Below are 23,589 nucleotides of genomic sequence, written 5' to 3' on the forward strand. Positions count from 1 at the left end.
AAAAAAGCCCTTCGGGGCTTTTTTATTTTGTAGGCTGCGGCTGAGTTTGCGGTTGTGGAAGATAGATGACTACGGGTGGCTGCGGAGCGGCTTGCACCACTGTTGGGGGAGCAGCCGGCCCTGCTGGCCTCGCATCGAACGACCTGTTGGCGGCAAAGTACAAACCGCCGAAACCGATGAACATGCCGATCATTGACGCGATCATCCAGCGGTAACCTTCGGCTGACGTCTTGTGCATTTCAGCGCGCAACACCTCGATATCGGCCTTCGTCGCTAATGTCGGCACGATTGCATCGATATGCGCCTTGAGCGCTGAAACTTCGCTGTCCATCCCACCAGCTTAGACCAAATTCCGCCGGCTACCAAGCCGAAAACGGGTGTTTAATCAGGCTCGAATTGAGATAGCGCAGGTCAGCCGTGACCTCTTCCGCGACCCACTCCGGCTTGTCGAACACCTGCTCTTCCGAGCCCAATTCGATCTCCGCCACCACCAGCCCGGCATTGGCGCCGAGGAACTCATCGACCTCCCACACATTGCCGGCGAAGTCGATGCGGCGGCGGTATTTTTCGATCAGCGGCTGCTCGCACAAACCGTCGAGCAGCTCGGCCGCGTCGGCCATCGGGATCTCGTACTCCCACTCGCCGCGCGTGGCGCCGACGTTGCGGCCCTTGATCGTCATCACCGCCCGATCGCCCTCGATGCGCACGCGCACCACCCGCTCCTTGTGCGACGACAGATAACCCTGGCGAAAAAACACCGGCTCGCCAAGACTCTTCCACGCGTCGCCGCGCACCAGGAACTTGCGCTCGATCTCGACGCCCACGATCAGTAATCGTCCAGCGACAGCAGAATAGGCTGCAGGATCGCCGCGCCCAGCGCCGCGCTGCGCGAACCGTTCCAGCCCACGTGCGGATCGGGCAGATCGGCGTTGTCCTTGAACGGCATCTCCAACGTCAGCGCCAGGCAGCCGAAGTGGTGGCCGACATACTTGGACGCCAGCGTCAGCATGTCTTCCTTGTACTTGCTGGCCGCGTAGCCGACCTTGTCCTGGAAGTCCGGGCTGGCGTTTTTGTAGCGGTCGATGAAGGCCTGCTGCTTGGCGCGGCGCTCGTCGCTGAAGTTCTCCAGCATCTCGTTACCGGCCACGAAGTTGTACGGCAGCGCCTCGTCGCCGTGGATATCGAAGAACATGTCGATGCCCGTCTCGTGCATCTTCTGCTTCACGTACAGCACTTCCGGGCTGCGCTCGGCCGATGGCGTCATCCACTCGCGGTTGAGGTTGGCCCCGGCGGCGTTGGTGCGCAGGTTGCCGCGCACCGAACCGTCCGGATTCATGTTCGGCACGATGTAGAACACGCAGCGCTGCAGCAGCTTGCGCGCGATCGGGTTCGAGTCGTCGAGCAGCGTATCGATCAAGCCTTCGATGAACCATTCGGCCATCGATTCGCCCGGATGTTGGCGCGCGATGAACCAGATTTTCTTTTCCGCTTCCGGCTTGCCGATGACGACCAGGTTCATGTCGCGGCCGTCGACGGTGCTGCCCAGGTCGAGCACGCGCGCGAGCGGATTCTCCGCCACTTCGCCCAGCAGGCGCAGATGGCGCTCGAACGAATACGGCTCGAAGTAGGCGTAGTAGACGCTGTCCAGGTCAGGCGTGTGGCGGATCGTCATGACGGCGCCGTCGAAGGTGGTCGGCACGCGGAACCAGTTCTCGCTGTCGTAGCTGGCCACGGCCTGGTAGTTCTCGTAGCCCTTGGCGTAGGTCGCCTGGCCGGCGTTGAGGAAGCGCATCGTGACCTGCTGGCCGCGCGCGCCCTGCAGGCGGAAGTGGAACCACTGGTGGATATCCGCGTGCGAATCCTTGCGCAGATTCAGTTCGATGGTGGCGGCGCTGTCGGCGCGCAGCACCTCGATGGCGCCGGAGTCGAAGTTCTGGCTGATTTTGATGGTCATGTCGATCCAATATAAGTGAATACCGATGACGCTATTTTACCAGCCACTGACTATAGGGACCGCGTAGGGCGGATTAGCGGGCGAGGCCCGCCAATCCGCCCTGGGGCCACCGAAGGAGCGTCCTCCTGCCGGAGGACTTGAGAGGCGGAACGCCGTAATCGGCCATGCATGCGTCGTCGGCGGCGCATGCATTGGCCGATTACGCTGCGCTAATCCGCCCTACGTGGCTCCCCGGCTCAATCCAGGTTCACGCCCTTGGACTTGAGCGCGGCGCGCACACCGGCGCCGTAGGCCGGATCGGCCTGGTCGAAGTGCCCCAGCTGGCGCGCGATGATCTCGGCGTTCACCTGGCTCAACGGACCTGCGATGTTGTTGAACAGGTTGAGCTTCTCCTCCGCCGGCAGCAAACGGAACAGATTACCGGCCTGCGTGTAATCGTCTTCCTTGCCGCGACCGTCATAGCGCGCCGCGCCGCCGTCCAGCGCCAGCGCCGGTTCGCCGTGGCCCAGGCCTTGCGGATTGCTGCCGTTCGATTCGACCGGCTGGTAGTTCCGCGCCGCGCCGCCGTTGGCGATGGCCATGGCGCCGTCGCGCTGCTGGTTGTGGACAGGGCAGCGCGGCGCGTTCACCGGCAGGTGCTGATGGTTGGTGCCGACCCGGTACAACTGGGCGTCGTGGTAGGCGAACAGGCGCGCCTGCAGCATCTTGTCCGGCGAGTAGCCCAGGCCCGGCACCACGTTCGACGGCGACAACGCGGCCTGCTCCACTTCCGCGTGGTAGTTCAGCGGATTGCGGTTCAACTCGAACAGGCCCACTGGAATCAGCGGGAAGTCCTTGTGCGGCCAGACCTTGGTCAGGTCGAACGGATTCCAGCCGGTGCGCGCTTCCCACGCGGCCAGTTCGGCCTCGGTGGCCACTTGCAGCTTCACCTCCCACTGCGGAAAGTCGCCGGCGGCGATGGCGCCGAACAGGTCCCGCTGCGCGTAGTCCGGGTCTTCACCGGCCAGGCGGCTCGCTTCGGCGGCCGGCAGGTTCTTGATGCCTTGTTTGGTCTTCAGGTGCCATTTGCAGTACACACGCTCCCCGGCCTCGTTGATCAAACTGAAGGTGTGGCTGCCGAAACCGTCCATGTGGCGGTAGCCGTCCGGCGTGCCACGGTCCGAGAACAGCATCGTCACCTGGTGCAGGCTTTCCGGCGTCTTGCTCCAGAAGTCGAACATCATCGTCGGCGACTTCAGGTTGGTCTGCGGGTCGCGCTTTTGCGTGTGGATGAAGTCCGGGAATTTGATGCCGTCCTTGATGAAGAACATAGGCGTGTTGTTACCGACCAGGTCCCAGTTGCCCTCTTCCGTGTAGAAGCGCATGGCGAAGCCGCGCGGATCGCGTTCGGTGTCGGCGCTGCCCCTCTCGCCGCCGACGGTCGAGAAGCGCACGAAGGTTTCGGTCTGCTTACCGATCGCCGAGAACAGCTTGGCCTTGGTGAATTTGGTGATGTCGTGGGTGACGGTGAAGGTGCCGTAGGCGCCAGAGCCCTTGGCGTGGACCACGCGCTCGGGAATGCGCTCGCGGTTGAAGTGCTGCAGCTTCTCGATCAGGTGGAAGTCCTGCAGCAGCAAGGGGCCGCGCCCGCCGGCGCTGACCGAGTTCTGGTTGTCGGCGACCGGGATGCCCGATGCGGTGGTGATAGGTGGCTGGCTCATGCTTTGGCTCCTCGTTGATAGTATGGGACTATTGTAACGAGGCAGATCAATAGTTCAAAACTATAAATAACTATGGATTTGATAGCCTGGAGCAATGAACCTCGTAGGGTGGATTAGGCGGAACGCCGTAATCGGCCATGCGTGCGCCGCCACTGCGCATGCATGGCCGATTACGCTTCGCTAATCCGCCCTACGTGGTTCTGGAAGTCAGCCGGCTTCCGCGATGCGCTTGGCGATGTGCGCCAGCGCGTCTTCCACCTGGTCGATCAGGATCAGGCACAGGTCGCCCTCGCCCAGCCGCGCCAGCGCCGTGTCGATGGCCAGGAACTCGCCGTAGATCTCCTGCACGTGCGAGGTGCGCGGCGCGCCGTTCAGGCCCGAACGCAGCAACGCGACGACTTCGCCGTCGACCCGCCCGCGCTGGCACTGGTCTTCGTACAGGATCACATCGTCGAAGGCGCGGCCGAGGATCTCGGTCTGCTGCGTGATGTCCTGGTCGCGGCGGTCGCCGGCGCCCGAGATCACCACCCCGCGGCGCTTGGCCGGCATGGTTTCCACCGCCTGCACCAGCGCCAGGATGGCGTCCGGATTGTGGCCGTAGTCCGCGATCACGGTCGCGCCCTTGTAATCGAACACGTTGAAACGCCCCGGCGCGTTGTCCGAATCGTTGGCGAAGGTTTTCAGGCCGAGACGGATAGCGTCCCAGCTGATGCCCACGCCCCACGCGGCGGCCACGGAGGCCATCACATTCTCCACCTGGAAGCCGATGGCGCCGTTGCGGGTGATCGGCACCTGCGACAGCGCGATCTTGTTCAACTGCTTGCCTTCCGCCGCGACGATATGGCCGTCCTCGACGTACACGGTGCGGCTGCCCTGCGCGCGGTGCGTGGCGATGACCGGATGACCGCGATCGGCGCCGAAGAAGATCACCTTGCCACGGCAGGTGGCCGCCATGCCGGCGACGATCGGATCAACCGCGTTGAGCACGGCGAAGCCGCTTTCGGAGACGTTCTGCACGATCACGCGCTTGAGCACCGCCAGGTCTTCGACCGTGGTGATGTAGTTCAAACCGAGGTGGTCGCCGCTGCCGATGTTGGTGACCACGGCCACCTGGCAACGGTCGAAGGCCAGGCCTTCGCGCAGCACACCGCCACGCGCGGTTTCGAACACCGCCGCGTCGACATCCGGATGCAACAGCACGTTGCGGGCGCTGCGCGGACCGCTGCAATCGCCGCTGTCGGTCTGGCGGCCTTCGATATACACGCCGTCGGTGTTGGTCATGCCGGTGCGCAGGCCGCTGGCCGTCAGCAAATGCGCGATCAAACGCACGGTGGTGGTCTTGCCGTTGGTGCCGGTGACGGCGACCACCGGAATGCGGCCGTTCTCGCCCGGCGCGAACATGGTGTTGACGATCGCCTCGCCCACCGCGCGGCCCTTGCCGTACGAAGGCGCGATGTGCATGCGCAGGCCGGGCGCGGCGTTCACTTCCACCACGCCGCCGCGCTGGTTGTCGAACGGTTGCAGCACGCCTTCGCAGACCACGTCGACGCCGCAGATATCGAGGCCGATCATCTGCGCCGCCTCGACCGCGCGCGCCGCCACTTCCGGGTGCACGTCGTCGGTGACGTCGGTGGCGGTGCCGCCGGTCGACAGGTTGGCGTTGTTGCGCAGGATGACGCGCTGGCCCTTGGCCGGCACGGAGTCTGCGTCCAGGTCCTGCAGCGCCAGGCGCGCCAGGGCGATGTCGTCGAAGCGGATTTTGGTAAGCGAGGTCGAATGGCCGCTGCCGCGGCGCGGATCGGCGTTGACGATGTTGACCAGCTCACGCACCGTATGGGTGCCATCGCCGACCACTTGCGGCGGATCGCGGCGCGCCGCGGCGATCAGTTTGTTGCCGATGACGAGCAGGCGGAAATCGTGGCCCGGCAGATAGCGTTCGACCATGATGTCGTCGCGGAACTCGCGCGCGGTGTTGAAGGCTTGCGCCAGCTGTTCCTTGGTCATCACGTTGACGGTGACGCCCTTGCCCTGGTTGCCGTCCTTCGGCTTGACCACCACCGGCAGGCCGATCTCCTGCGCGGCGGCCCAGGCATCCTCGACATCCTCGACCGAGCGGCCGATGGGCACCGGCACGCCGGCCGCGTGCAGCAGCTTCTTGGTCAGTTCCTTGTCCTGGGCGATCGCTTCGCCGATGGCGCTGGTGCTGTCCATCTCGGCGGCCTGGATACGGCGCTGTTTCGAGCCCCAGCCGAACATCACCATGCTGCCCTCGGTCAGGCGGCGGATCGGGATGTCGCGGGCGACGGCGGCGCTGACGATGGCGCCGGTGCTCGGGCCGAGGCGCACGTCCTCATCGAGGTCGCGCAGTTCGTTCAGCGCGCCGGTCAGGTCGAACGGGGTGTCGGCCAGGGCCGAATTGATCAGGTTTTCGGCAAGCGTGACGGCCAGGCGGCCGACCGCCTCCTCGGTGTATTCGACGACGGTCTGGTAGATGCCCTCTTCCAGGGTGGCGCTGGTGCGGCTGAAGGTGACCGGGCAGCCGGCTTGCGCCTGCAGGCTCAGGGTCGCCACTTCCAGCACGCGGGCCAGCGGCACGGCGTCGGCACGGCCGGTCGTGCGCAGCGCGCCGATGGCCGGGAAGCGCGCGTGCAGCCGCTGCTCGAAACCTGGCAGCAGCGCGATCGACTGCTCTTCAGGCGGACAGGAGACGATGACTTCGACCGCCGTGTGGTGGCTCCAGAGATTGGGGCCGCGAAGGGCGCGGGTGCGTTTAACTTCCATAAATCTTCGTGTTCTTTCAGTGAAGTTATCAGTGATGGGTGCGCTTCGGATTGGCATCGAAGGTGCGCAGGCCGGCGCCGATCAAATCCGGCGTCAGTCCCAGCGCCCAGCCGGCGGCGATCGCGGCCAGCACGGCTTCCGGCGGCACCAGCGGCGACAGCGGCAGGCTCGCCACCTCGTCGTGGCCCTGGGCCATGACGATGCAATCCGCGCGCTGGAACACCACGCGCTCGCTGTCCTGACGATGCCCGGCGATGGCCGCCAGGTGCTCGTCGACGCCGTAGAAAATCACTTCGCCGTCGCACAGGCGGGCCATGTCCACCACCTGTTCGTCGGCGGCGTTGAGCACCGCCACGCCGCTTGGCAGGATCACATCGACCTGGGTGCGCAGCACGCCATACAATTTGTCGGCGCTCTCGATATGGAACTCGCCCAGTTCCTCGAAATCGCTGACGTCCGTGACCACGCCGACCGCGCATTTGTCGTAGGCCAGGCCCTCGGTCAGGATCATGCGCGCGCTCGATTCGAACACCGCCGCCTCGACGTTTTTGTTCAGCAGCAGGCGTTCGCCGGTTTCCCAGTCGCTAAAGCCGTCACGCGGCAGCAGGCGGCCGTTGACGAACAAGCCGTCGGCGCAAGTCAGGCCGACCTTTTTGCCGCTGATTTGCAGCAGCCAGGCGATCAGGCGCGAGGCCATCGTGGTACCGTGCTTGCCGGTGATGCCGACGATCGGCATGCGGCCGCTTTCCTCCTGCGCGAACAGGTGGTCGACGATCGCCTCGCCAACGTTGCGCGGCTCGCCGTTGGCCGGCTTCAGGTGCGCCAGCAAGCCGGGGCTGGCGTTGACTTCGATGATGGCGCCGCCCTGCTCGTGCAGCGGACGCGAAATGTCGCTTGCGACCAGATCGATGCCGGCGATGTCCAGGCCGACCACGCGCGCGGCCAGGGTGGCCATCGCGGCCACCTGCGGGTGCACCTTGTCGGTGACGTCGGTGGCGACGTTGCCGTTCGGCTGGATCAGCACCTTCTGGCCGTCCTGCGGCACCGATTGCCAGGTCATGCCCTGGCGCGCCAGTTCCAGAATGATCTCGCCCGATTCGTGCGGCTTGACCACGCCCAGCGGCGCGTCCTCCACCTCGCCGCGGCGCGGATCGGTGTTGATCTGCGTGTTGCACAACTCGAGGATGTTCGATTTGCCGTCGCCTGTGACCCACAGCGATTCGCCGGCGGCGGCGGCGATCAGGCGCTTGCCGACCACCAGCAGGCGGTGTTCGTCGCCGGGGATGAAACGTTCGACGATGACGCTTTTGCTGCCGCCCTTGCGCGCCGCCAGTTCGTAGGCGGCCGCCACGTCGGCCTGCGTCATCAGGTTGAGCGAGACGCCGCGTCCATGGTTGCCGTCGTACGGCTTGAGCACCACCGGCACGCCGATATCCTCGGCCGCTTCCCACGCCGCTTCGGCGCTGGTGACGAGTTCCCCCTTCGGCACCGGCACGCCGCACGAGGCGAGCAGGCTTTTGGTCAGGTCTTTGTCGCTGGCGATGCCCTCGGCGATGGCGCTGGTCTGTTCGGTTTCGGCGGTCCAGATGCGGCGCTGCGCGGCGCCGTGGCCCAACTGCACCAGATTGCCGTCGGTCAGACGGATCGACGGGATCTTGCGGTCGGTGGCGGCATCGACGATGTTGGCGGTGCTCGGCCCCAGGCACAGCGACTCGACCATGTCGGTCAACTCGGCCACCTTGGCGGCCAGGTCGTACGGGCGGTCCTCGATCATCGCCATCAGCAGGTCGCGGCCTGCCTCCAGCGCGGCGCGGCCGACCTGCTCCTGCCGGGTGCGGAACGCCATCTTGTACAAGCCGGTGTCCTCGCCGATCTGGCGCGTCTTGCCGAAACCGGTCTTCATGCCGGCCAGGTTCTGCAACTCCAGTACCACGTGTTCGAGGATATGGCCGGCGTAAGTGCCGTCGCGCAGCCGCTCGAGGAAGCCGCCGACCTCGCCCACGCCGCAGCGGTGCACGATCAGGCCGGGCAGGATCGCGGTGAGGCGCTCATACAAGCCAGGCAACAAATTGGACGGGTATTTTTCCAGTTCGCCAATATCCAACCACGCCTCGATGACGGGGCGATAGGTCCAGATGTTGGGACCGCGCAAATGGGTTACGCGGAGAACTTCAATGTCTTTCTTCTTGGTCATGTTTCTATTCTTGTGTCTTTGTTATCAGCCGTGGCCAGCCTGCGCCGTATTTTAAACCCGTACCACCGCTTCCCGCCAAATCCTGTTTGGCCCACCCCGTAGCTTGACCAAGTTCATCACGTCCACCGACCCTGATGTCTGTGCGTTATACTTGCCGCCAGTACAAAAGCCCGGTTTATTTCTGGCGCGAGTCAAATGTCCGACTCGACTGTTGATGCACTGACAGAATACCGTAAATAATTACTTATACCAGCCGCAACACCTTATTGGCAAAACGATTGTTGTAGAGTGCCGATGCTAGTTTCACCATTTTTTCGACCCGGAGTAAGCCGCACGATGACAACCCAACAACTTTCCAACGTATCCAGCCTCGGCGAGCTTCCTGAACGCTGGCGCGCCGAGATACAGGCACAGCTTTCCAAAGAGGAAAACGTTGTAAGTGCCCTGGAGGTTGACCTGGATCAGCAACTTCGTTTCGCCAAGGGTGTCATCGTCGTCACCGCCACCCGCCTGCTGGCGCGCTCGCCGGGCCAGGAACAGTGGCAATCGTGGCCGTTTTCGCATGACCTGACCTTGAAGCACCACGACCACGCCGGCGTCGGCCACCTGGAGTTGATCGGCAAAAGCGGCCGCCTGGCGGCCTGGCGCTTCACGCTGGGCCAGAACCTCAACGCGATCCGCCTGGTGGAGGCCTTCTCGGCGCACCTGGACAGCCATGCCACCGGCGTGCCGGTCCTCGTCGAAGAAAAAAGCATCTGCCCGAGCTGCAAGGCGCCGCTGGAGCCGGACCAGGAGGAATGCCCGGTCTGCACCAAAGTAATCTACACGCCGCCGTCGACGTGGACCCTGTTCCGCCTGTGGCGCTTCGCCAAGCCGTACAAATTCCAGCTCGCGCTGGGATTCTCGCTGATGTTGCTCAGCACCGGCGCGCATATGATCCCGCCCTACCTGACCATCCCGCTGATGGACAATGTGCTGATCCCCTACCAGAACGGCAAACCGGTCGACACCTCGATGGTGGCGCTGTACATGTCCGGCCTGGTCGCCTCGGCGGTGATGGCGTGGATACTGGGGTGGGCCAAGACGTATGTGCTGGCGCTGGTGTCGGAGCGCATCGGCGCCGACCTGCGCACCGAAACCTACGACCACCTTCTGCGCCTGTCGCTGGAATACTTCGGCGGCAAACGCACGGGCGACCTGATGTCGCGCATCGGCAGCGAGAGCGACAGGATCTGCGTGTTCCTGTCGCTGCACCTGCTCGACTTCGCGTCCGACTGCCTGATGATCATCATGACCGGCGTGATCCTGTTCTCGATCGACCCGTGGCTGGCGATCTTCACCCTGCTGCCGCTGCCGTTCATCGCCTGGTTGATCCACGTGGTGCGCGACCGCCTGCGCATGGGCTTTGAAAAGATCGACCGCGTATGGGGCGAAGTGACCAACGTGCTGGCCGACACCATCCCCGGCATCCGCGTGGTCAAGGCCTTCGCGCAGGAATCGCGCGAAGCGGCGCGCTTTCGCACCGCCAACCAGCACAACCTGGCCGTCAACGACAAACTGAATAAAATCTGGTCGCTGTTCTCGCCGACGGTATCGTTCCTGACCGAACTCGGTCTGCTGGTGATCTGGGTCTTCGGCATTTACCAGGTCTCGAAGGGCAACATCACGGTCGGTGTGCTGTCGGCGTTCATCGCCTACTCCAGCCGCTTCTACGGCCGTCTCGACTCGATGAGCCGCATCGTCTCGGTCACGCAGAAATCGGCGTCGGCCGCCAAGCGCATCTTCGACATCCTCGACCACGTGTCGTCGGTGCCCGAGCCAACCACCCCGGTCAAGCTGGCCAAGGTCGACGGCAACATCACCTTGCGCGAAGTCGGCTTCCGCTACGGTAACCGCGCCGTCAACCGCGGCATCAGCCTCGATATCAAGGCCGGCGAGATGGTCGGCCTGGTCGGCCACTCGGGCTCCGGCAAATCGACACTGGTCAACTTGATCTGCCGCTTCTACGACGTCTCGGAAGGCGCCATCATGCTCGACGGCGTCGACATCCGCTCGTTCGCGGTGTCGGACTACCGCCGCAACATCGGCCTGGTGCTGCAGGAACCGTTCCTGTTCTTCGGCACCATCGCCGAGAACCTCGCCTACGGCAAGCCGGATGCCACGCGCGAAGAAATCATCGCCGCCGCGCGCGCCGCGCACGCGCACGAATTCATCCTGCGCCTGCCGCAGGGTTACGACTCGATGGTCGGCGAGCGTGGCCAGGGCTTGTCCGGCGGCGAGCGTCAACGCATCTCGATCGCCCGCGCGCTGCTGATCGATCCGAAGATCCTGATCCTCGACGAAGCCACCTCCTCGGTCGACTCCGAGACCGAAAAAGAAATCCAGCGCGCGCTGGAAAACCTGGTGAAGGGCCGCACCACGATCGCCATCGCCCACCGTCTGTCGACCCTGCAGAAGGCCGACCGCCTGGTGGTGCTCGACCGCGGCGTGGTGGTGGAGGAAGGCTCGCACGATGTGCTGATGGAGCGCGAAGGCGCCTATTACCGCCTGTATCAGGCGCAGGCCCGCAACGTCGACACCGACATGGACGACAGCGCCAGCAAGGAATAACAGAGAATCACATGACGACGACAAAATTTGAATTGGTACGCAATTCCTTCGGCCGCCTGGTGCTCACAACCGGCGAAGGCGACGTGCACGAAGGCGTGGCGGCGGTGCGCGCCTTTCCGGTGCAGGCGCCGGAGGACGGCATCGCGCTGGTCAGCGGCGATGGCAAGGAAGTGGCATGGATCGACCGCATCGAAGACCTGCCGAAGGAGATCGGAGACCTGGTGCGCGAAGAATTGGCGGGCCGTGAATTCATGCCGGAGATTTCGCGCATCGTCAACGTCTCCGGCTTCGCCACGCCATGCACATGGACGGTGGAGACGGACCGGGGCGACACCGAATTCGTCCTGCGCGGCGAGGAAGACATCCGCCGCCTGACGGTGGACACGCTACTGATCTCCGACATCCACGGCATCCACTACCTGATCCGCGACGTGCGCGAGCTCGACAAGCACGGCAAGAAAATCCTCGACCGCTTCCTCTAACCCCCCCGGGGGGCGGTCTGTCATTCGGACATGAACTTATCCGTAAATCCGTCTTAAAGTAGAGACCGCGTCCGAATGTCGGAACTGACCCTGCGGGTTTGTTACTGACCTGCCTCAATGCGCAGCCATCAACCGCTTGCATGATGTAATCGTGCGCCGGTGGCGGCTGCGGAAAGGCATACAATGAAATTTCTCGACCCGAAGTCGCACCAGCCGCCGAGGCCGGAGCCTGTGCCACATCCCAAGCAAAAAGGGAAATAGCCATGGATGAGACCAAGAACGATTTGCAGTTCAACCTGCGCTACGCGCAACGGCTTTGCCAACGAACGGCCCGCTTCTACCGGCGACTGCAAACCACGCTGACCTTTATTAGCTTACTTGCCGGAAGCAGCGCCGTCGCCGCTCTCGCCGCACAACTGCCGGTGCCGTCGGCATGGCTGCTAGGCGTGTTCGCCATCTTCGGCTGCATCAATCTCGCACTGCGTCCGGCGGACAAGATCGCGGCCAACGAGGCCGACGTGCGCAAGTACGGCGCGTTGCTGGCCAAGGTCAACTCGGTGGACGCCGCCGCGCTTCAGCAGATGCTCGACGAAGCGCGGCTTTCGGACACGGCGGAAATCGAACCGCTGCGTCCCGTCGCCTACAACGACGTCGTACTGGAGATCGACGCGCCGGAAGCGCTCATTCCGTTGAGCCCGATGCAAAAGCTGATGGGAGCCCTGGCCTGACAGCAACTCCAGGGTCAGGTCCACCATTTCTACACGGGCTGAAGGCGATGGTCTCGTCGTACACGGTCTGCACCGGATGTTCCGGCGAGGGGATGCTCTTGAACAGGTCCCAGGTGCATTCGTAGTTATCGGTGGTGAACAAAACCCGAAAACATGAAAACACGTAGGGCGGATTAGGCGGAACGCCGCAATCGGCCACTTCATGAGCCGTCGAGACGCATGCATGGCCGATTACGCTGCGCTAATCCGCCCTACGTGTTTCCAGAGGTGCCGAAGGTACCGGACCCGGAGCGATTGCCGCGCCGGGATTCCATCAATCCGGTCAGTGCCCGGCGCGCGCTGCCGGTTTGTCCGAGCCGCCATCCGCATACATGCCGGCGTACTTCAACCCGAAGTACAACACGAAGACGTAGCACGCCGCAGGCACGACGAACGAGATCTGCAGGTTGACGTTATCGGCCAGGAAGCCTTGCGCGAACGGCACCAGCGCGCCGCCGACGATCGCCATGCACAGCAAGCCTGAGCCCTGCCCCGTCAACGGTCCCAGTTTGTTCAGCGCCATCGAGAAGATGGTCGGGAACATGATGGAGTTGAACAGGCCAACGCCCAGCAGCGCCCACATCGCGATGTGGCCATCGCCGAAAATCGCCACCAGCAGCAGCGCGAACGCGGCGGCCGAGTTGAAGGCCAGGGTCTTGCCAGGGCTGACGTAGCGCATGACGGCGAAGCCGATGAAGCGGCCCAGCATCGCGCCGCCCCAGAAGTAGCTGACGTAAGGCGCCGCCTGGTGTTCCGGCAGGCCGGCGATGTGCGGCTCGCCGATGAAGTTGATCAGGAAGCTGCCGACGCAAACTTCCGCGCCCACATACAGGAAGATACCGATCACGCCCAGCACCAGATGACGATGCTGCAGCACCTGCTTCCAGCCGCCACCGTCGACCGACTGCGCGGCCGGCTGCTCGGCGTCGACAATCTTCGGCAGGCGCGCCATCGCAAACAAGATCGCCAGCACCAGCAAGGCGCCGGCCAGCGCCAGATACGGACCCTGCACGCTGGCCGCCTGGTTGGCGTAGTACGCTGCCACCTGGTCGGCGGGCAGCTTGGCCAGATCGGCGGTGCTCATGACGCCACCGGCCAATATCAGCATGCCGCCCAGGGTCGGCGCCACCGTGGTGCCCAGCGAGTTGAAGGCCTGGGTCAAGGTCAGGCGGCTCGATGCCGTCTGCGGGTCGCCCAGGATGGTCACGTAAGGATTGGCCGCCACCTGCAGGATGGTGATGCCACCCGCAAGAATGAAGAAAGCCAGCAGGAACAGCGCATAACCGCTGGTCGACGCAGGGTAGAACAGCGCGCAGCCTGCGGCGGCGATGGTCAACCCGGCGACGGCGCCGTTCTGGTAGCCGATCCGCTTGATCAGCGCGCCGGCCGGCAACGAGACGATGAAGTAGGCGCCGAAGAAGCAGAACTGCACCAGCATGGCCTGCACATAGGTCAGCGTATAAATCGACTTAAGGTGCGGGATCAGGACGTCGTTCAACGCCGTCAGCAGACCCCACATGAAGAACAGGATCGTGATGATGATGAGTGGGCCGGTGTTACCCTTGGCCTGCGACGGGCTGCCCGGTACTCCGGCAGCTTTCGATAATGGTTCCATGCTTGCTCTTTCTCTTGTATTTGCTGTTTTTACTTAAAGTCGCCGCACGCCGTCGCGTCCTTGTCTTTGGCCGCGCCGCCAACGATCTGGATGTTGGCGAAGGTGGCCGCGAACGGACCGTCCGCCGATACGGCGAACGGTGTGGACAACGCGTCGGGTTTCAGTCCTTTGGCGCCGAAGCACGACAGCGGGATCTTCACCGTCTGTTTTCCCTTGCCGGCCATGCGCTGGAACACGGCGCTGGCGTCGAGTTCCACGTTTTCCATCCAGATGCCGGCCTTCCCTTGTGGGGCGCCGGTGACGATGGTATCGAATTGCAGCGCGCCGTCGGTGCCGGCGATCGCGGGAATCGGCATGGCCTTGCCGGATTGCGCCGACAGTTTAGCAGGACCGGACCAAGTTAGCCTTTTTGCATCCTGTTGTGTGTTGATCTGCGCCGTCTCGACCTTCACCGTGGGCAGATTGAACACCGCGTTCAGGTCCGCGCCCAATGCCGTCCTCTGGCCGCCGCTTTCCACATACAGTCCATAGGTGGCGCGGTCGGCGGGGCTATACACCGGCATGGCCGTGCTCTTTCCGCAGCCTCCCGGCGCGAAGCTTGCGTCGAGCATCGGCAAGGTCGCCTGGCCTGCCGGGGAGGAGTAGGTCAGGCCATAACCGTATTTGAATAGCGGATCGTAGCCGGCGTCGCCGACATTGAGCGGCGACTGGCAGGCCGACTTGGGCCACGAGAACGACAGCTTGCCGCGGAAGTCCGCGTTGACCTTGCCGTCCGCCTTGCGGAACAGGACATCGGCCACGCCCTTGCCCTCGGTGCCCGGCAGCCAGGCCGAGACGAAGCTGTCCGACAGGTTGAGGATGTCGTTGGCGTACAGCGGGCGGCCGGCCACCAGCACCGTCACCACCGGCTTGCCCTTGTCCGCCACCGCCCGCAGCACGGCCAGATCCTCCGGATGGCGGCCGGACAAGCGCAGCGTGCCCGATGGACCGATATCGCCGTCGCCCTCCGCGTAAGGCGTCTCGCCGATGACGGCGATGACGGCGTCGAACTTGCCGACATCGACGCCGGCGGCGTTCTCGCTGAAGGTGACGTTGCCTTTGCCGGCGGCATCCTGGATGCCGGCAAGGATGGTGTCGCCGATCGGATAGTCGCTGTTCTTGTTATCCGTCCCCTGCCAGGTCAGCGACCAGCCGCCCGACTGGTTGGCCATGCTGTCGGCGCTCTTGCCGACCACGAGGATCTTTTTGCCGCGCGCCAGCGGTAGCACGCCGCCGTTATTCTTCAACAGCACCAGCGATTCGCGCACCGCACGGCGTGCCAGCGCGCGGTCCTGCAACGCCTCCTGTTTGCCGGCGTAGTGGTTCTGCGATGGCTTCTTGCCGTCGAACAGGCCTGCGCGCAGCTTCACGCGCAGGATGCGGGTCACCGCGTCGTCGATGCGCGACATCGGAATCTCGCCTTTCTCCACCTGGACGATGGTGTTGGCGATGAATGTCTTCCAGTGCTCCGGCACCATGACGATATCGACGCCGGCATTGATCGATTGCGGGCAGCTGTCGTTGGCGCATCCCGGCACTTCGGCGATGCCGTTCCAGTCGCTGACGATCAGGCCATCGAAGCCCATCTTGGTTTTCAACGCGTCGGTCAGCAGCGCTTTACTGCCGTGCATCTTGCCATGATCGGCGCCGCCCTCGACATCGTTCCAGCTGTTGAAGGAGGCCATGACCGTCTGCACGCCGGCTTCCAGCGCGGGATAGTAGCCCAGCGCATGGATGTTGATCATGTCGGCCTTGGTGGCCTGGTTGACTCCGCGATCCTTGCCCTCCGCAGTACCGCCGTCGCCGACGAAATGCTTGGCGGTGGCTACCACGGTGCCATCGCCTTTCAAATCGCCCTGAAGGCCCTTGACGTAGGCGCCGGCGTAATCCCTGACGATTGCCGGATCTTCCGAGAAGCTCTCATAGGTGCGCCCCCAGCGATCGTCGCGCACCACCGCCAGCGTCGGCGCGAACACCCAGTCGATGCCGGTGGCGCGCACCGCCCTGGCGACCGAGCGCGCCATCTGCTCAACCAGTTTTTTGTCGCGCGCGGCACCCAAGCCGATATTGTGCGGGAACAGCGTGGCGCCATACATATTGCTATTGCCGTGCATGGCGTCGATGCCCCAGATGACCGGCACCTTGACCTTCATGTCGGTGCCCAGCGACGCGTCGTAGTAGGCGTCCGCCAGCTTGACCCAGTCGGCGGCGGTGGCGTACTTGTTCCCCTGCGGCCAGCTGCCGCCGCCATTAAGGACGGAACCGATATAGAACTCGCGCACCTGCTCCGGCGTGATGAACTTGATCTCGGGCTGCGTCATCTGGCCGACCTTTTGCGCCAGGGTCATGCCGGCGACGATGCCGACGATGCGCGCCTCCATCGCCTTGTCCTGCTTGACGGCGCTGGTGATGCGCGGCCAGTCGGCGAGCGGGGTTGAAGCAGTGGCTGGCGCGGCGGCGATGGCGTGGGTGCCCAGCGCCAGCATGGAGGCCAGGACGGCGCGGCGCAGGATGTGGTTATGATGCGTTTTCATTCGGGGTCGGTCTCCGTGATTGATTTATTGTTGGTTCTGGTCGCGCACGAAGGCGCCGTACCACCGGCCGCTTTGCTTGACGATGCGGCGCTGCGTCGGATAGTCGACATAGGTCAGGCCGAAGCGGCGCAGGTAGCCCTCCGACCATTCGAAGTTGTCCAGCAAACTCCAGGCGAAATAGCCTTTGATATTCGCCCCGGCGGCGACCGCATCGCGCACCGCCAGCAGATGGCGGATCAGGTAATCGCGCCGCGCCGTATCGTCGACGGTACCGTCGGCATCCACGTGATCGTCGTAGGACGATCCGTTCTCGGTCACATACAAATCGCCGGTAGGATATTCGCGCACCACGCGCGCCAGCAGATCGACCAGCCCTTGCGGCGACACCTCCCAACCGAAGTCAGTACGCTCCCGATCTTGCGGATGGATGATGGCTGTGCGCAGCGGATATTGGTCTGGCGCGTCGGTGACCACTTCCGGGAAGTAGTAGTTCACTCCGAGGAAATCGCAGGGGACGGCGATGGCCTCCATGTCACCGGGCAGCACCACCGGCGCGTCCCCATTCACCAGCCGCAACGCCAACTCGGGATAGCCCCGGCCATACAGCGCATCGAGGAACCAGCGGTTGCGCAGAGCGTCGTGGCGCACCACCGCCTGCTGGTCGGCGGTGCTGTCGGAGGCCGGCTTGATCGGATGCAGGCTCAATGCGATACCCACCTTCGCATCCGGCACATTGGCGCGGATGATCGGCACGGCCAGGCCGTGCGACACCAGCACGTTATGGCAGACCTGAAGCGCCAGCGGCAGGCTTTTGTTGCCAGGTGCGTGCATGCCGTCCCAGTTGCCATGCATGGCCGTGCACCACGGCTCGTTGTGGGTCATCCAATGCTTGACTCGGTCGCCCAGGTGTTTGGTCATCACGTCGACGTATCGCAGATAGGCGGCGATGGTGGCGCGGTTCGCCCAGCCACCCTGCTCCTGCAGATATTGCGGCAGGTCCCAGTGGTACAGCGTGCACCACGGCTGCAGGCCGCGCGCCAGCATGCCGTCCACCAGGCGCGAATAAAACGCCAGCCCCTCGGGATTCGGTTGTTCGTCCACGCCGTTGAAGATGCGCGTCCACGCGATAGAAAAGCGGTAGGAGTTCAGGCCCATGGTCCGTGCCAGATCCAGATCCTCCTCCCAGCGGTGATAGTGGTCGCAGGCGACGGCGCCGGTGGCGCCGTCGCGCACCTTGCCCGGCGTCGCGCTGAAGGTGTCCCAGATCGACGGCACGCGGCCGCCGACGTCGGCCGCGCCTTCGATCTGGTAGGCGGACGTCGACACGCCCCACAGGAAGTCGCCAGCGAAATCCGAACGGCTTATCGCCTTGGTCAAGTCGGTGGAAGTCATGATGATCGTGCGTCTCCGAAAGTGGAATCGTTTCCAATATACTACAAAAAAAGAGCGCGCGGCCGGCGCGCACTCCGTTATTTAGCGCTTTTGCGCGAAGGAGCTTTTGCCAGCGAGGCGCGCTCCGTCACGTGCAGCTTGTATTTGCGCTTGACCGGGCGGTCCGTCCCGTAGCACCGGTTCAGCAGGTAATTCAAGCCGTCCATGGTCATCTCGCTCCACGGTATATGGACGCTGGTCAGGCGCGGCGCAGCGAATTCCGCGCTGTGCGTGTCGTCATAACCGAGCACCGACATTTGCCCCGGCACCGCGACGCCCGCCTGCTGGAAGAAGGACAAGGCGCCGACCGCCATCTCGTCGTTGGCGCAAAACACCGCCGTGAACTCCCCGCCCGACGCCAGCAGCCGCTCGGCGCACTCCCAGCCCCCTTCTGGCGTGAAATTACCATCCGCTATCCACACCTTGCCGCTGTCGATGCCCGCCTCGTCCAGCTCCGCCATGAAACCGGCGATGCGCTCCTGGTTATCCGGCGCGCTGGCGCGTCCGGCGATGACGGCGATCTTGCGGTGCTTCTGGTCCAGCAGCGTGCGCGCCGCCAGCCGGCCGCCGGCCTTGTGGTCGGCCGTGAAACACTGCTCGGCGATGCCGGCGTAACGGTGGTTGATGACCGCCACCCGCGACTGGAACGGCCCGAGCGCCGCGAAATCATCATCTTCCAGCGAATTGCTCATGACGAGCAGACCATCGCTCCCGCGCTCGATCAAAAAATTCACACCGTCGATCGCCTGCTGCCGCTCGTTGCCGTCGCCGACGCCGAAAGCGACCACCATGTTCAAGCCCGACGCGCGCAACGCCGTGTAAATCGACTGCAGGATCGGCGTGTAGAACGTCCCGCTCAGGTACGGGATATAAACGCCGATCATCTGCGAACTACCGGACAGCAGCGAGCGCGCCGCGTGGGAAGGCCGGAAATCCAGTTCCACGATGGCCTTTTGCACCTTCTCGAGCGTCGCCTTGGACACCGATCCCCTGCCGCTGACAACGCGCGAGGCGGTGCCCAGCCCCACTCCCGCCAGGCGGGCGACGTCTTTGATTGTTGCCACGAGTTCCCTCATCCGTTGAGTCTATGCGGCGGTCAGCATACCGCATCGCCCCGAACGATGACAAGCGAGGCGCGACGCAAGCCCCTTCTAGTCCGCCAGCGCCGCCACGATGCTCTTCTGCGCCTTCTCCACCGGCATGCGGGTGTTCCAATAAGTGGTCAGCACGTCCTGCAGCGCGCCGTTCTGGTCCGGCGTCAGGTGCACCTCGATCATGCCCACCTGGCGCGACTTGTCCTTCATGATGGCCATGCCGGCCTGCGCGCACATGTCCATGGACGAGGTGTCGGCGTTGCTGAGGATGGGCAGCGAGCCTTTTAGCTTGTTGAATTCCAGTTGCGCGGCCGGCGCCAGCACCGTCGTCGCCAGCAGTTTTTGCGCCTTGACCGTCTCCGGATTCTTCGTCTTCGGGAAGACGAAGGCGTCGCCCTGGATCAGGTACGGCACATTCGGACCGAGGCCGGCGATGCAGCCGAAGTCCTTGCCGGCGGTTTGTTTGGCGGCGGCGAATTCGCCCTTGGCCCAGTCGCCCATGATCTGCACCCCCGCCCTGCCGCCGACCACCATGGCGGTGGCGTCGTTCCAGTTGCGGTTGGGCGAGCCGGGATCGACATAGGTCTGCAGCCGCTTGAAGGCCAGCAGCACTTTTTTAAACGCCTCGGAATTGATCGCCTGCGGCGAGCGGTCGCGCAGCACCGACAGGTACAGCGCCTTGCCGCCGATGTTGGCCAGCATGGCCTGGAACAGGATGTTCTCCTGCCACGGCTGGCCGCCGTGCGCCAGGCCGATCAGGCCGGCCGCCTTGAGTTTGTCGAGCGCGGCGAACAGTTCGTCCGGCGTGGCGGGCTCCTTGACGATGCCGGCTTTTTTGAACGCGGCCTTCGAGTACCAGATCCAGGTCGACATGTGGATGTCGACCGGCGCCGCGTAAAAGTGTCCGTTGACCTTGATGACGTCCAGTATCGGCGCCGGCATCAGCTGGTCCCATTTGTCGCGCAGCGCGATATCGTCGACGTTGTTGAGCGAGCCCTGGTCGATCAAGTCGCGGAATTGTTTGGTGGTGTTGAACTGCGCGGCCGTCGGCGGATTGCCGCCGACGATGCGGTTGATCGCCACAGATTTGGCCTGGTCCGCGCCGGCGACCGCCGTATCGGCCCAGACGCCGCCGGCGGCGCGATAGGCATCGGCGAATTTGCGCACGGCGGCCGACTCGCTGCTCGAGGTCCACCAGTGCATCACTTCCGCCTTCGGTCCGGCCGCCGCGGCGACGGACGCCGTTGGCGCCAGCAAGCCCGCCGCCATCAAAATCGCCGCTCCGGTGGCCCGTGCCAGTGCCCCTCTTTGCTTGAACATCCAGTCTCCTTGAACGCCGAAGTGGCCCGGCGCGCCGCGCGCGATTGGAAACGTTACCAATTCACAAACACGAATATATCACCCAATTATTTTGAGTGTCAACGTATTGTGAACGATAGTTACGGGTCGCTTCGCCGCAGGGACGCCTCGCCATTCAAGGCGAACGGCATCGACCTGGCCCACCGGTTCGACGATAGCGAGAATGTCAGCGCGCGGACCTGGTGGTACCAGCCGGCCGGCACGTACAGCATGTCGCCGGGATTGACGACGCACTCGATCATGGTTGCCTGGCGCGCCAGCGGGAACCGGTCGAAATCGGGCGCCTCGGGATCGAACGGAGAGCCGAACAGGATGGCGTTCGCTTCGTTCGGGTACAGGAACTCGTCATGATGGGGCGGCGACAGGAAAATCCGCTTGGTGCCCCATATCTGCGCGAAGATATTATCGTCGTAGTCGCAATGCAGCGGCGTCACCGTGCGGGCCGGGCCAATCCAGAAACGGGGCGGGCCCATTTTGTCGAAATAGGTCGGCCAATGGCACATGTTGTTCAATTCGCGCAGCTCCAGATTGCCGAGATAAGGCGGCAGGTCCTGCGTTTCGACGGCGACCAGGTCGAGATACTCTCCCATCGACATATCCCGCATCGCGCGGTCCGCCGCGAACGCGGTGTTGATATAGTCACCCACCCGCGCGCGCACCCGCACCTCGCTGTAGCGATCGCGCAGCGTCTGCGGCGACAGTGCGCACAGCGGCCAGCGGTTGACGATACCGGTGATCAGGAATGGCAGTCCTTGCGCGGCGCGCGCGCGGAACGCGGCCGCATCGAGCGCACGCACGCGCGGCACTTCGGAGATCGCCGGCATTGCGCGTGCGGCGCCGCGTATCGCGTCACGCATCTCTTGAATGGACGTGACGCCGCGAACCTGTGCATCCCTTTGCTCGCGCGCCTGTCTTTTGGCGGCTGCCTCCTCCGGCGACGCAGGCCTCGACGCCTCCAACGGCGGCGGCGAGCGCGGGCTGCTCCGCGCCGCCGGCGTTACCTGATCACCGGCCGCCGGATTTTTCTCTTTTGACATATGCCTTACCTTGAATCCCGATGTTCTTACATGCCGCGCAGCATAACGCATGCGGCTGATTGTTCGCTAGTGCACCGCCAGACGTCACTGTCCTGATGTCAGTCAACGCGCTCACTTGATGAGCTCGACTTGGCGAGGTTCCTCGCGCTCGGCGGAATGATGTCGGTCAACTTCCGCTTGGCGATGCATCCTCCAAAAGGATCGGCATGGCTGGAAGCGTTTTTCCACTTTTTCGAAGGCAAGGCATCAGCGACGTTCGTGAGCCTGGCCGGCCTGGGCCTACCTGCTGACAGGCATGGGCAGCGCCAGCATCGTCATTGGCGCGTTCCTGCTGGTCTCATCGAACCGGGCGGCGGGATTATGGAGATTCCCGCTTCCAGCCGGCCGCATGACGTTGACGCTCTACCTGGCCCACATCCTTCTTTGCATGGGCACGCTGGAAGCGGTCGGCGCGCTGGACGGCTCCAGAAGTCTTGCAGCGACTACCGTCTTTTCGGTAGGATTCCTCGTCGCCGCAACCCTCGCGGCCCACCTGTGGAGTCCGAAGTTTTCGCAGGGGCCGGTTGAATCGTTGATGCGGTTCGTTACCGGATCACGTATCGCTGGTTCAAAAATAGCACGACCGATGTAAGAGCAAGAATCGGATAGTCCGCGCGTTGCGCTCCGGGTCTAATGTCGACTCCAATCACCCAGGAGTCTGTCATGAATTTTCGTATCACCGGCCTGTCGCCGACACCATTCCAACCTTACTTCGGCTTGCCGGACGCCGATCTGGAAGGCCTCGGCATCAAACGTTATGTGGTCGAGGAAAAACCAGGTTTTCCCGACCGTATCGAGATGGTGGAGGCGGAAGTCGGCGAGACCGTGCTGCTGCTGAATCATGTCTGTCAGCCAGCGATGACACCATACCGCGCTTCCCACGCTATTTTTGTGCGGGAAGCGGCCACGAAGGCTTACGACGCCGTCAATCAAATCCCCCAATCGATGCGCATCCGGCTGCTGTCACTGCGTGGCTATGATGCCAGCGGCATGATGCTGGCCGCTGACGTCGTGCAGGGCACCGCGATAGAGACCGTCATCGTCGAACTGTTTGGAAATCCTGACGTCAGCTATATCCATGTCCACAACGCCAAGCAGGGTTGCTACGCCGGCCGAATCGACCGCGCGTGACGAAGCTGTGGAAGCCTGTTGTCGGCATCGGCAGCCCGGCGCCGGTTTGAGAGCGATGTCGCGATGTCCCTCGGCAGCTCAGACTCCTCTTATATTGTAATTTTAATATTCAATGTATAGTCGAACTGCGCTTCCCTGGCAAGCTTGGACGGAGCGCCCGTGTCGCACATCGTTCAACCATTGCCTGGAGAAATTTCATGAAACGCATGTTCGCAATATTCGCCTTTTTCACCTTGTTGGGCGCCTCGGCGGCAGACCTCAAGGGTACCGTCAGCTTTGAAAACGGTCTCTACACTTACAGCTACGAACTCTCGGCATCGGAATACCCGGTGGAGGAGGTGTTGGTGCTAGTAAAAAGTAACGACGCAACCTTTGACTTGCACCCGATCTCCTTCACCAGTCCCGGTGCATGGATTTTCAATACCTACGTCGGGGTCAATCCAAACCGTGACGACCTTTTTCCTCCCGTTACCTACTTTGGCTGGGGACTCATCGGCTCTAGCGATACAAATGCGGTGTCCGGTTTTTCTTTCACCACGGATGCTCCGCCCGCCGCCAACCCGGTACCCATTACCTATATGCTCTTCGCGCCTGGTTACCAAGGCGGCCGGCCACCGCTTGACGCTTTTTATTTGGGGTCCGTTGTGGCGCCGGATTTTTTAGTCGTACCACCACCAGTACCTGAGCCGCAGACCTACGTGATGCTTCTGGCCGGACTGGGCCTGGTCGGGTATGCATTTTCTGTCGCAAAATTGCCCAATAGAATTCAAAATTACTCCTAAGCCAGCGATATTGTTTTGCTACGGAGAGTTTCCGCTGTAC

19 protein-coding genes are annotated in these 23,589 nt (G+C 63.4%); 6 read left to right on the forward strand and 13 right to left on the reverse strand.

Translation table 11 applies throughout. The features are described from left to right. Nucleotides 1-22: 22 nt before the first annotated feature. The 6 genes from AC07P1_RS02040 to AC07P1_RS02065 all read right to left on the reverse strand — a co-directional run bounded on the left by AC07P1_RS02040 (nt 23) and on the right by AC07P1_RS02065 (nt 8,629). Nucleotides 23-331 carry a hypothetical protein gene (locus AC07P1_RS02040; protein ID WP_494694258.1) on the reverse strand — a complete coding sequence of 103 codons (309 nt, stop codon included), beginning with the start codon at nt 329-331 and terminating at the stop codon, nt 23-25. A 28-nt stretch (nt 332-359) separates the two neighbouring features. Continuing rightward, nucleotides 360-824, reverse strand: a complete 465-nt coding sequence (locus AC07P1_RS02045; RefSeq protein WP_494694259.1) for a CYTH domain-containing protein — start codon at nt 822-824, stop codon at nt 360-362. Between the two features lie 2 nt (nt 825-826). Further along, nucleotides 827-1,954, reverse strand: a complete 1,128-nt coding sequence (locus tag AC07P1_RS02050; RefSeq protein WP_494694260.1) for a M14 family metallopeptidase — start codon at nt 1,952-1,954, stop codon at nt 827-829. 236 nt (nt 1,955-2,190) lie between these two features. Further along, on the reverse strand, nt 2,191-3,654 hold the full coding sequence (locus tag AC07P1_RS02055) for a catalase (protein ID WP_494694261.1): 1,464 nt from the start codon (nt 3,652-3,654) through the stop codon (nt 2,191-2,193). A gap of 207 nt (nt 3,655-3,861) precedes the next feature. After that, nucleotides 3,862-6,435 carry a cyanophycin synthetase gene (gene cphA / locus AC07P1_RS02060; protein ID WP_494694262.1) on the reverse strand — a complete coding sequence of 858 codons (2,574 nt, stop codon included), beginning with the start codon at nt 6,433-6,435 and terminating at the stop codon, nt 3,862-3,864. Nucleotides 6,436-6,463: 28 nt separating this feature from the next. Continuing rightward, nucleotides 6,464-8,629 (reverse strand): cyanophycin synthetase, encoded by a 2,166-nt coding sequence (locus AC07P1_RS02065; RefSeq protein ID WP_494694263.1) that lies wholly within the window; start codon nt 8,627-8,629, stop codon nt 6,464-6,466. A gap of 336 nt (nt 8,630-8,965) precedes the next feature. Here AC07P1_RS02065 and AC07P1_RS02070 point away from each other — a divergent pair, with 336 nt between their 5' ends. The 3 genes from AC07P1_RS02070 (at nt 8,966) to AC07P1_RS02080 (ending at nt 12,449) form a co-directional block, all read left to right on the forward strand. Then, nucleotides 8,966-11,239 carry a cyanophycin metabolism-associated ABC transporter gene (locus tag AC07P1_RS02070; RefSeq protein ID WP_494694264.1) on the forward strand — a complete coding sequence of 758 codons (2,274 nt, stop codon included), beginning with the start codon at nt 8,966-8,968 and terminating at the stop codon, nt 11,237-11,239. 11 nt (nt 11,240-11,250) lie between these two features. Continuing rightward, nucleotides 11,251-11,721: a cyanophycin metabolism-associated DUF1854 family protein gene (locus tag AC07P1_RS02075; protein ID WP_494694265.1), complete on the forward strand. Its 471-nt coding sequence runs from the start codon at nt 11,251-11,253 to the stop codon at nt 11,719-11,721. Between the two features lie 263 nt (nt 11,722-11,984). Beyond that, nucleotides 11,985-12,449 (forward strand): hypothetical protein, encoded by a 465-nt coding sequence (locus AC07P1_RS02080; RefSeq protein WP_494694266.1) that lies wholly within the window; start codon nt 11,985-11,987, stop codon nt 12,447-12,449. On the opposite strand, the gene AC07P1_RS02085 is transcribed toward AC07P1_RS02080, so the two are convergent. From AC07P1_RS02085 to AC07P1_RS02115, 7 genes are all read right to left on the reverse strand, one after another. Beyond that, a complete protein-coding gene (locus AC07P1_RS02085; RefSeq protein ID WP_494694267.1) occupies nt 12,403-12,648 on the reverse strand; it encodes an oleate hydratase in 246 nt (81 codons plus the stop codon). The two genes, AC07P1_RS02080 and AC07P1_RS02085, sit on opposite strands and share 47 nt — an antisense overlap. A 123-nt stretch (nt 12,649-12,771) precedes the next feature. Beyond that, the gene (locus AC07P1_RS02090; RefSeq protein ID WP_494694268.1) at nt 12,772-14,103 is read right to left on the reverse strand and encodes a sugar MFS transporter; all 1,332 of its coding nucleotides are present in this window, start codon (nt 14,101-14,103) and stop codon (nt 12,772-12,774) included. Nucleotides 14,104-14,132: 29 nt separating this feature from the next. After that, nucleotides 14,133-16,676 (reverse strand): glycoside hydrolase family 3 protein, encoded by a 2,544-nt coding sequence (locus tag AC07P1_RS02095; protein ID WP_494694269.1) that lies wholly within the window; start codon nt 16,674-16,676, stop codon nt 14,133-14,135. Between the two features lie 24 nt (nt 16,677-16,700). Beyond that, nucleotides 16,701-18,068, reverse strand: coding sequence for a GH1 family beta-glucosidase (locus AC07P1_RS02100; protein ID WP_494694270.1), 1,368 nt, complete (start codon nt 18,066-18,068; stop codon nt 16,701-16,703). Nucleotides 18,069-18,145: 77 nt separating this feature from the next. Further along, entirely contained in the window at nt 18,146-19,171 is a 1,026-nt protein-coding gene (locus AC07P1_RS02105; RefSeq protein ID WP_494694271.1) for a LacI family DNA-binding transcriptional regulator, read from the reverse strand. 87 nt (nt 19,172-19,258) lie between these two features. Beyond that, the gene (locus AC07P1_RS02110; RefSeq protein WP_494694272.1) at nt 19,259-20,521 is read right to left on the reverse strand and encodes an ABC transporter substrate-binding protein; all 1,263 of its coding nucleotides are present in this window, start codon (nt 20,519-20,521) and stop codon (nt 19,259-19,261) included. A 119-nt stretch (nt 20,522-20,640) separates the two neighbouring features. Beyond that, entirely contained in the window at nt 20,641-21,597 is a 957-nt protein-coding gene (locus tag AC07P1_RS02115) for a cupin-like domain-containing protein (RefSeq protein WP_494694273.1), read from the reverse strand. A gap of 295 nt (nt 21,598-21,892) precedes the next feature. Between AC07P1_RS02115 and AC07P1_RS02120 the strand changes: the two genes are divergently transcribed. The 3 genes from AC07P1_RS02120 (at nt 21,893) to AC07P1_RS02130 (ending at nt 23,549) form a co-directional block, all read left to right on the forward strand. Next, nucleotides 21,893-22,228, forward strand: a complete 336-nt coding sequence (locus tag AC07P1_RS02120) for a DUF418 domain-containing protein (RefSeq protein ID WP_494694274.1) — start codon at nt 21,893-21,895, stop codon at nt 22,226-22,228. Nucleotides 22,229-22,299: 71 nt separating this feature from the next. Next, complete coding sequence (locus AC07P1_RS02125) at nt 22,300-22,767, forward strand: DUF1203 domain-containing protein (protein WP_494694275.1); 468 nt, start codon at nt 22,300-22,302, stop codon at nt 22,765-22,767. Between the two features lie 197 nt (nt 22,768-22,964). After that, on the forward strand, nt 22,965-23,549 hold the full coding sequence (locus AC07P1_RS02130) for a PEP-CTERM sorting domain-containing protein (RefSeq protein WP_494694276.1): 585 nt from the start codon (nt 22,965-22,967) through the stop codon (nt 23,547-23,549). Nucleotides 23,550-23,589: the final 40 nt, after the last annotated feature.

The organism is Duganella sp. GW821-FHT07F09 (assembly GCF_059418705.1).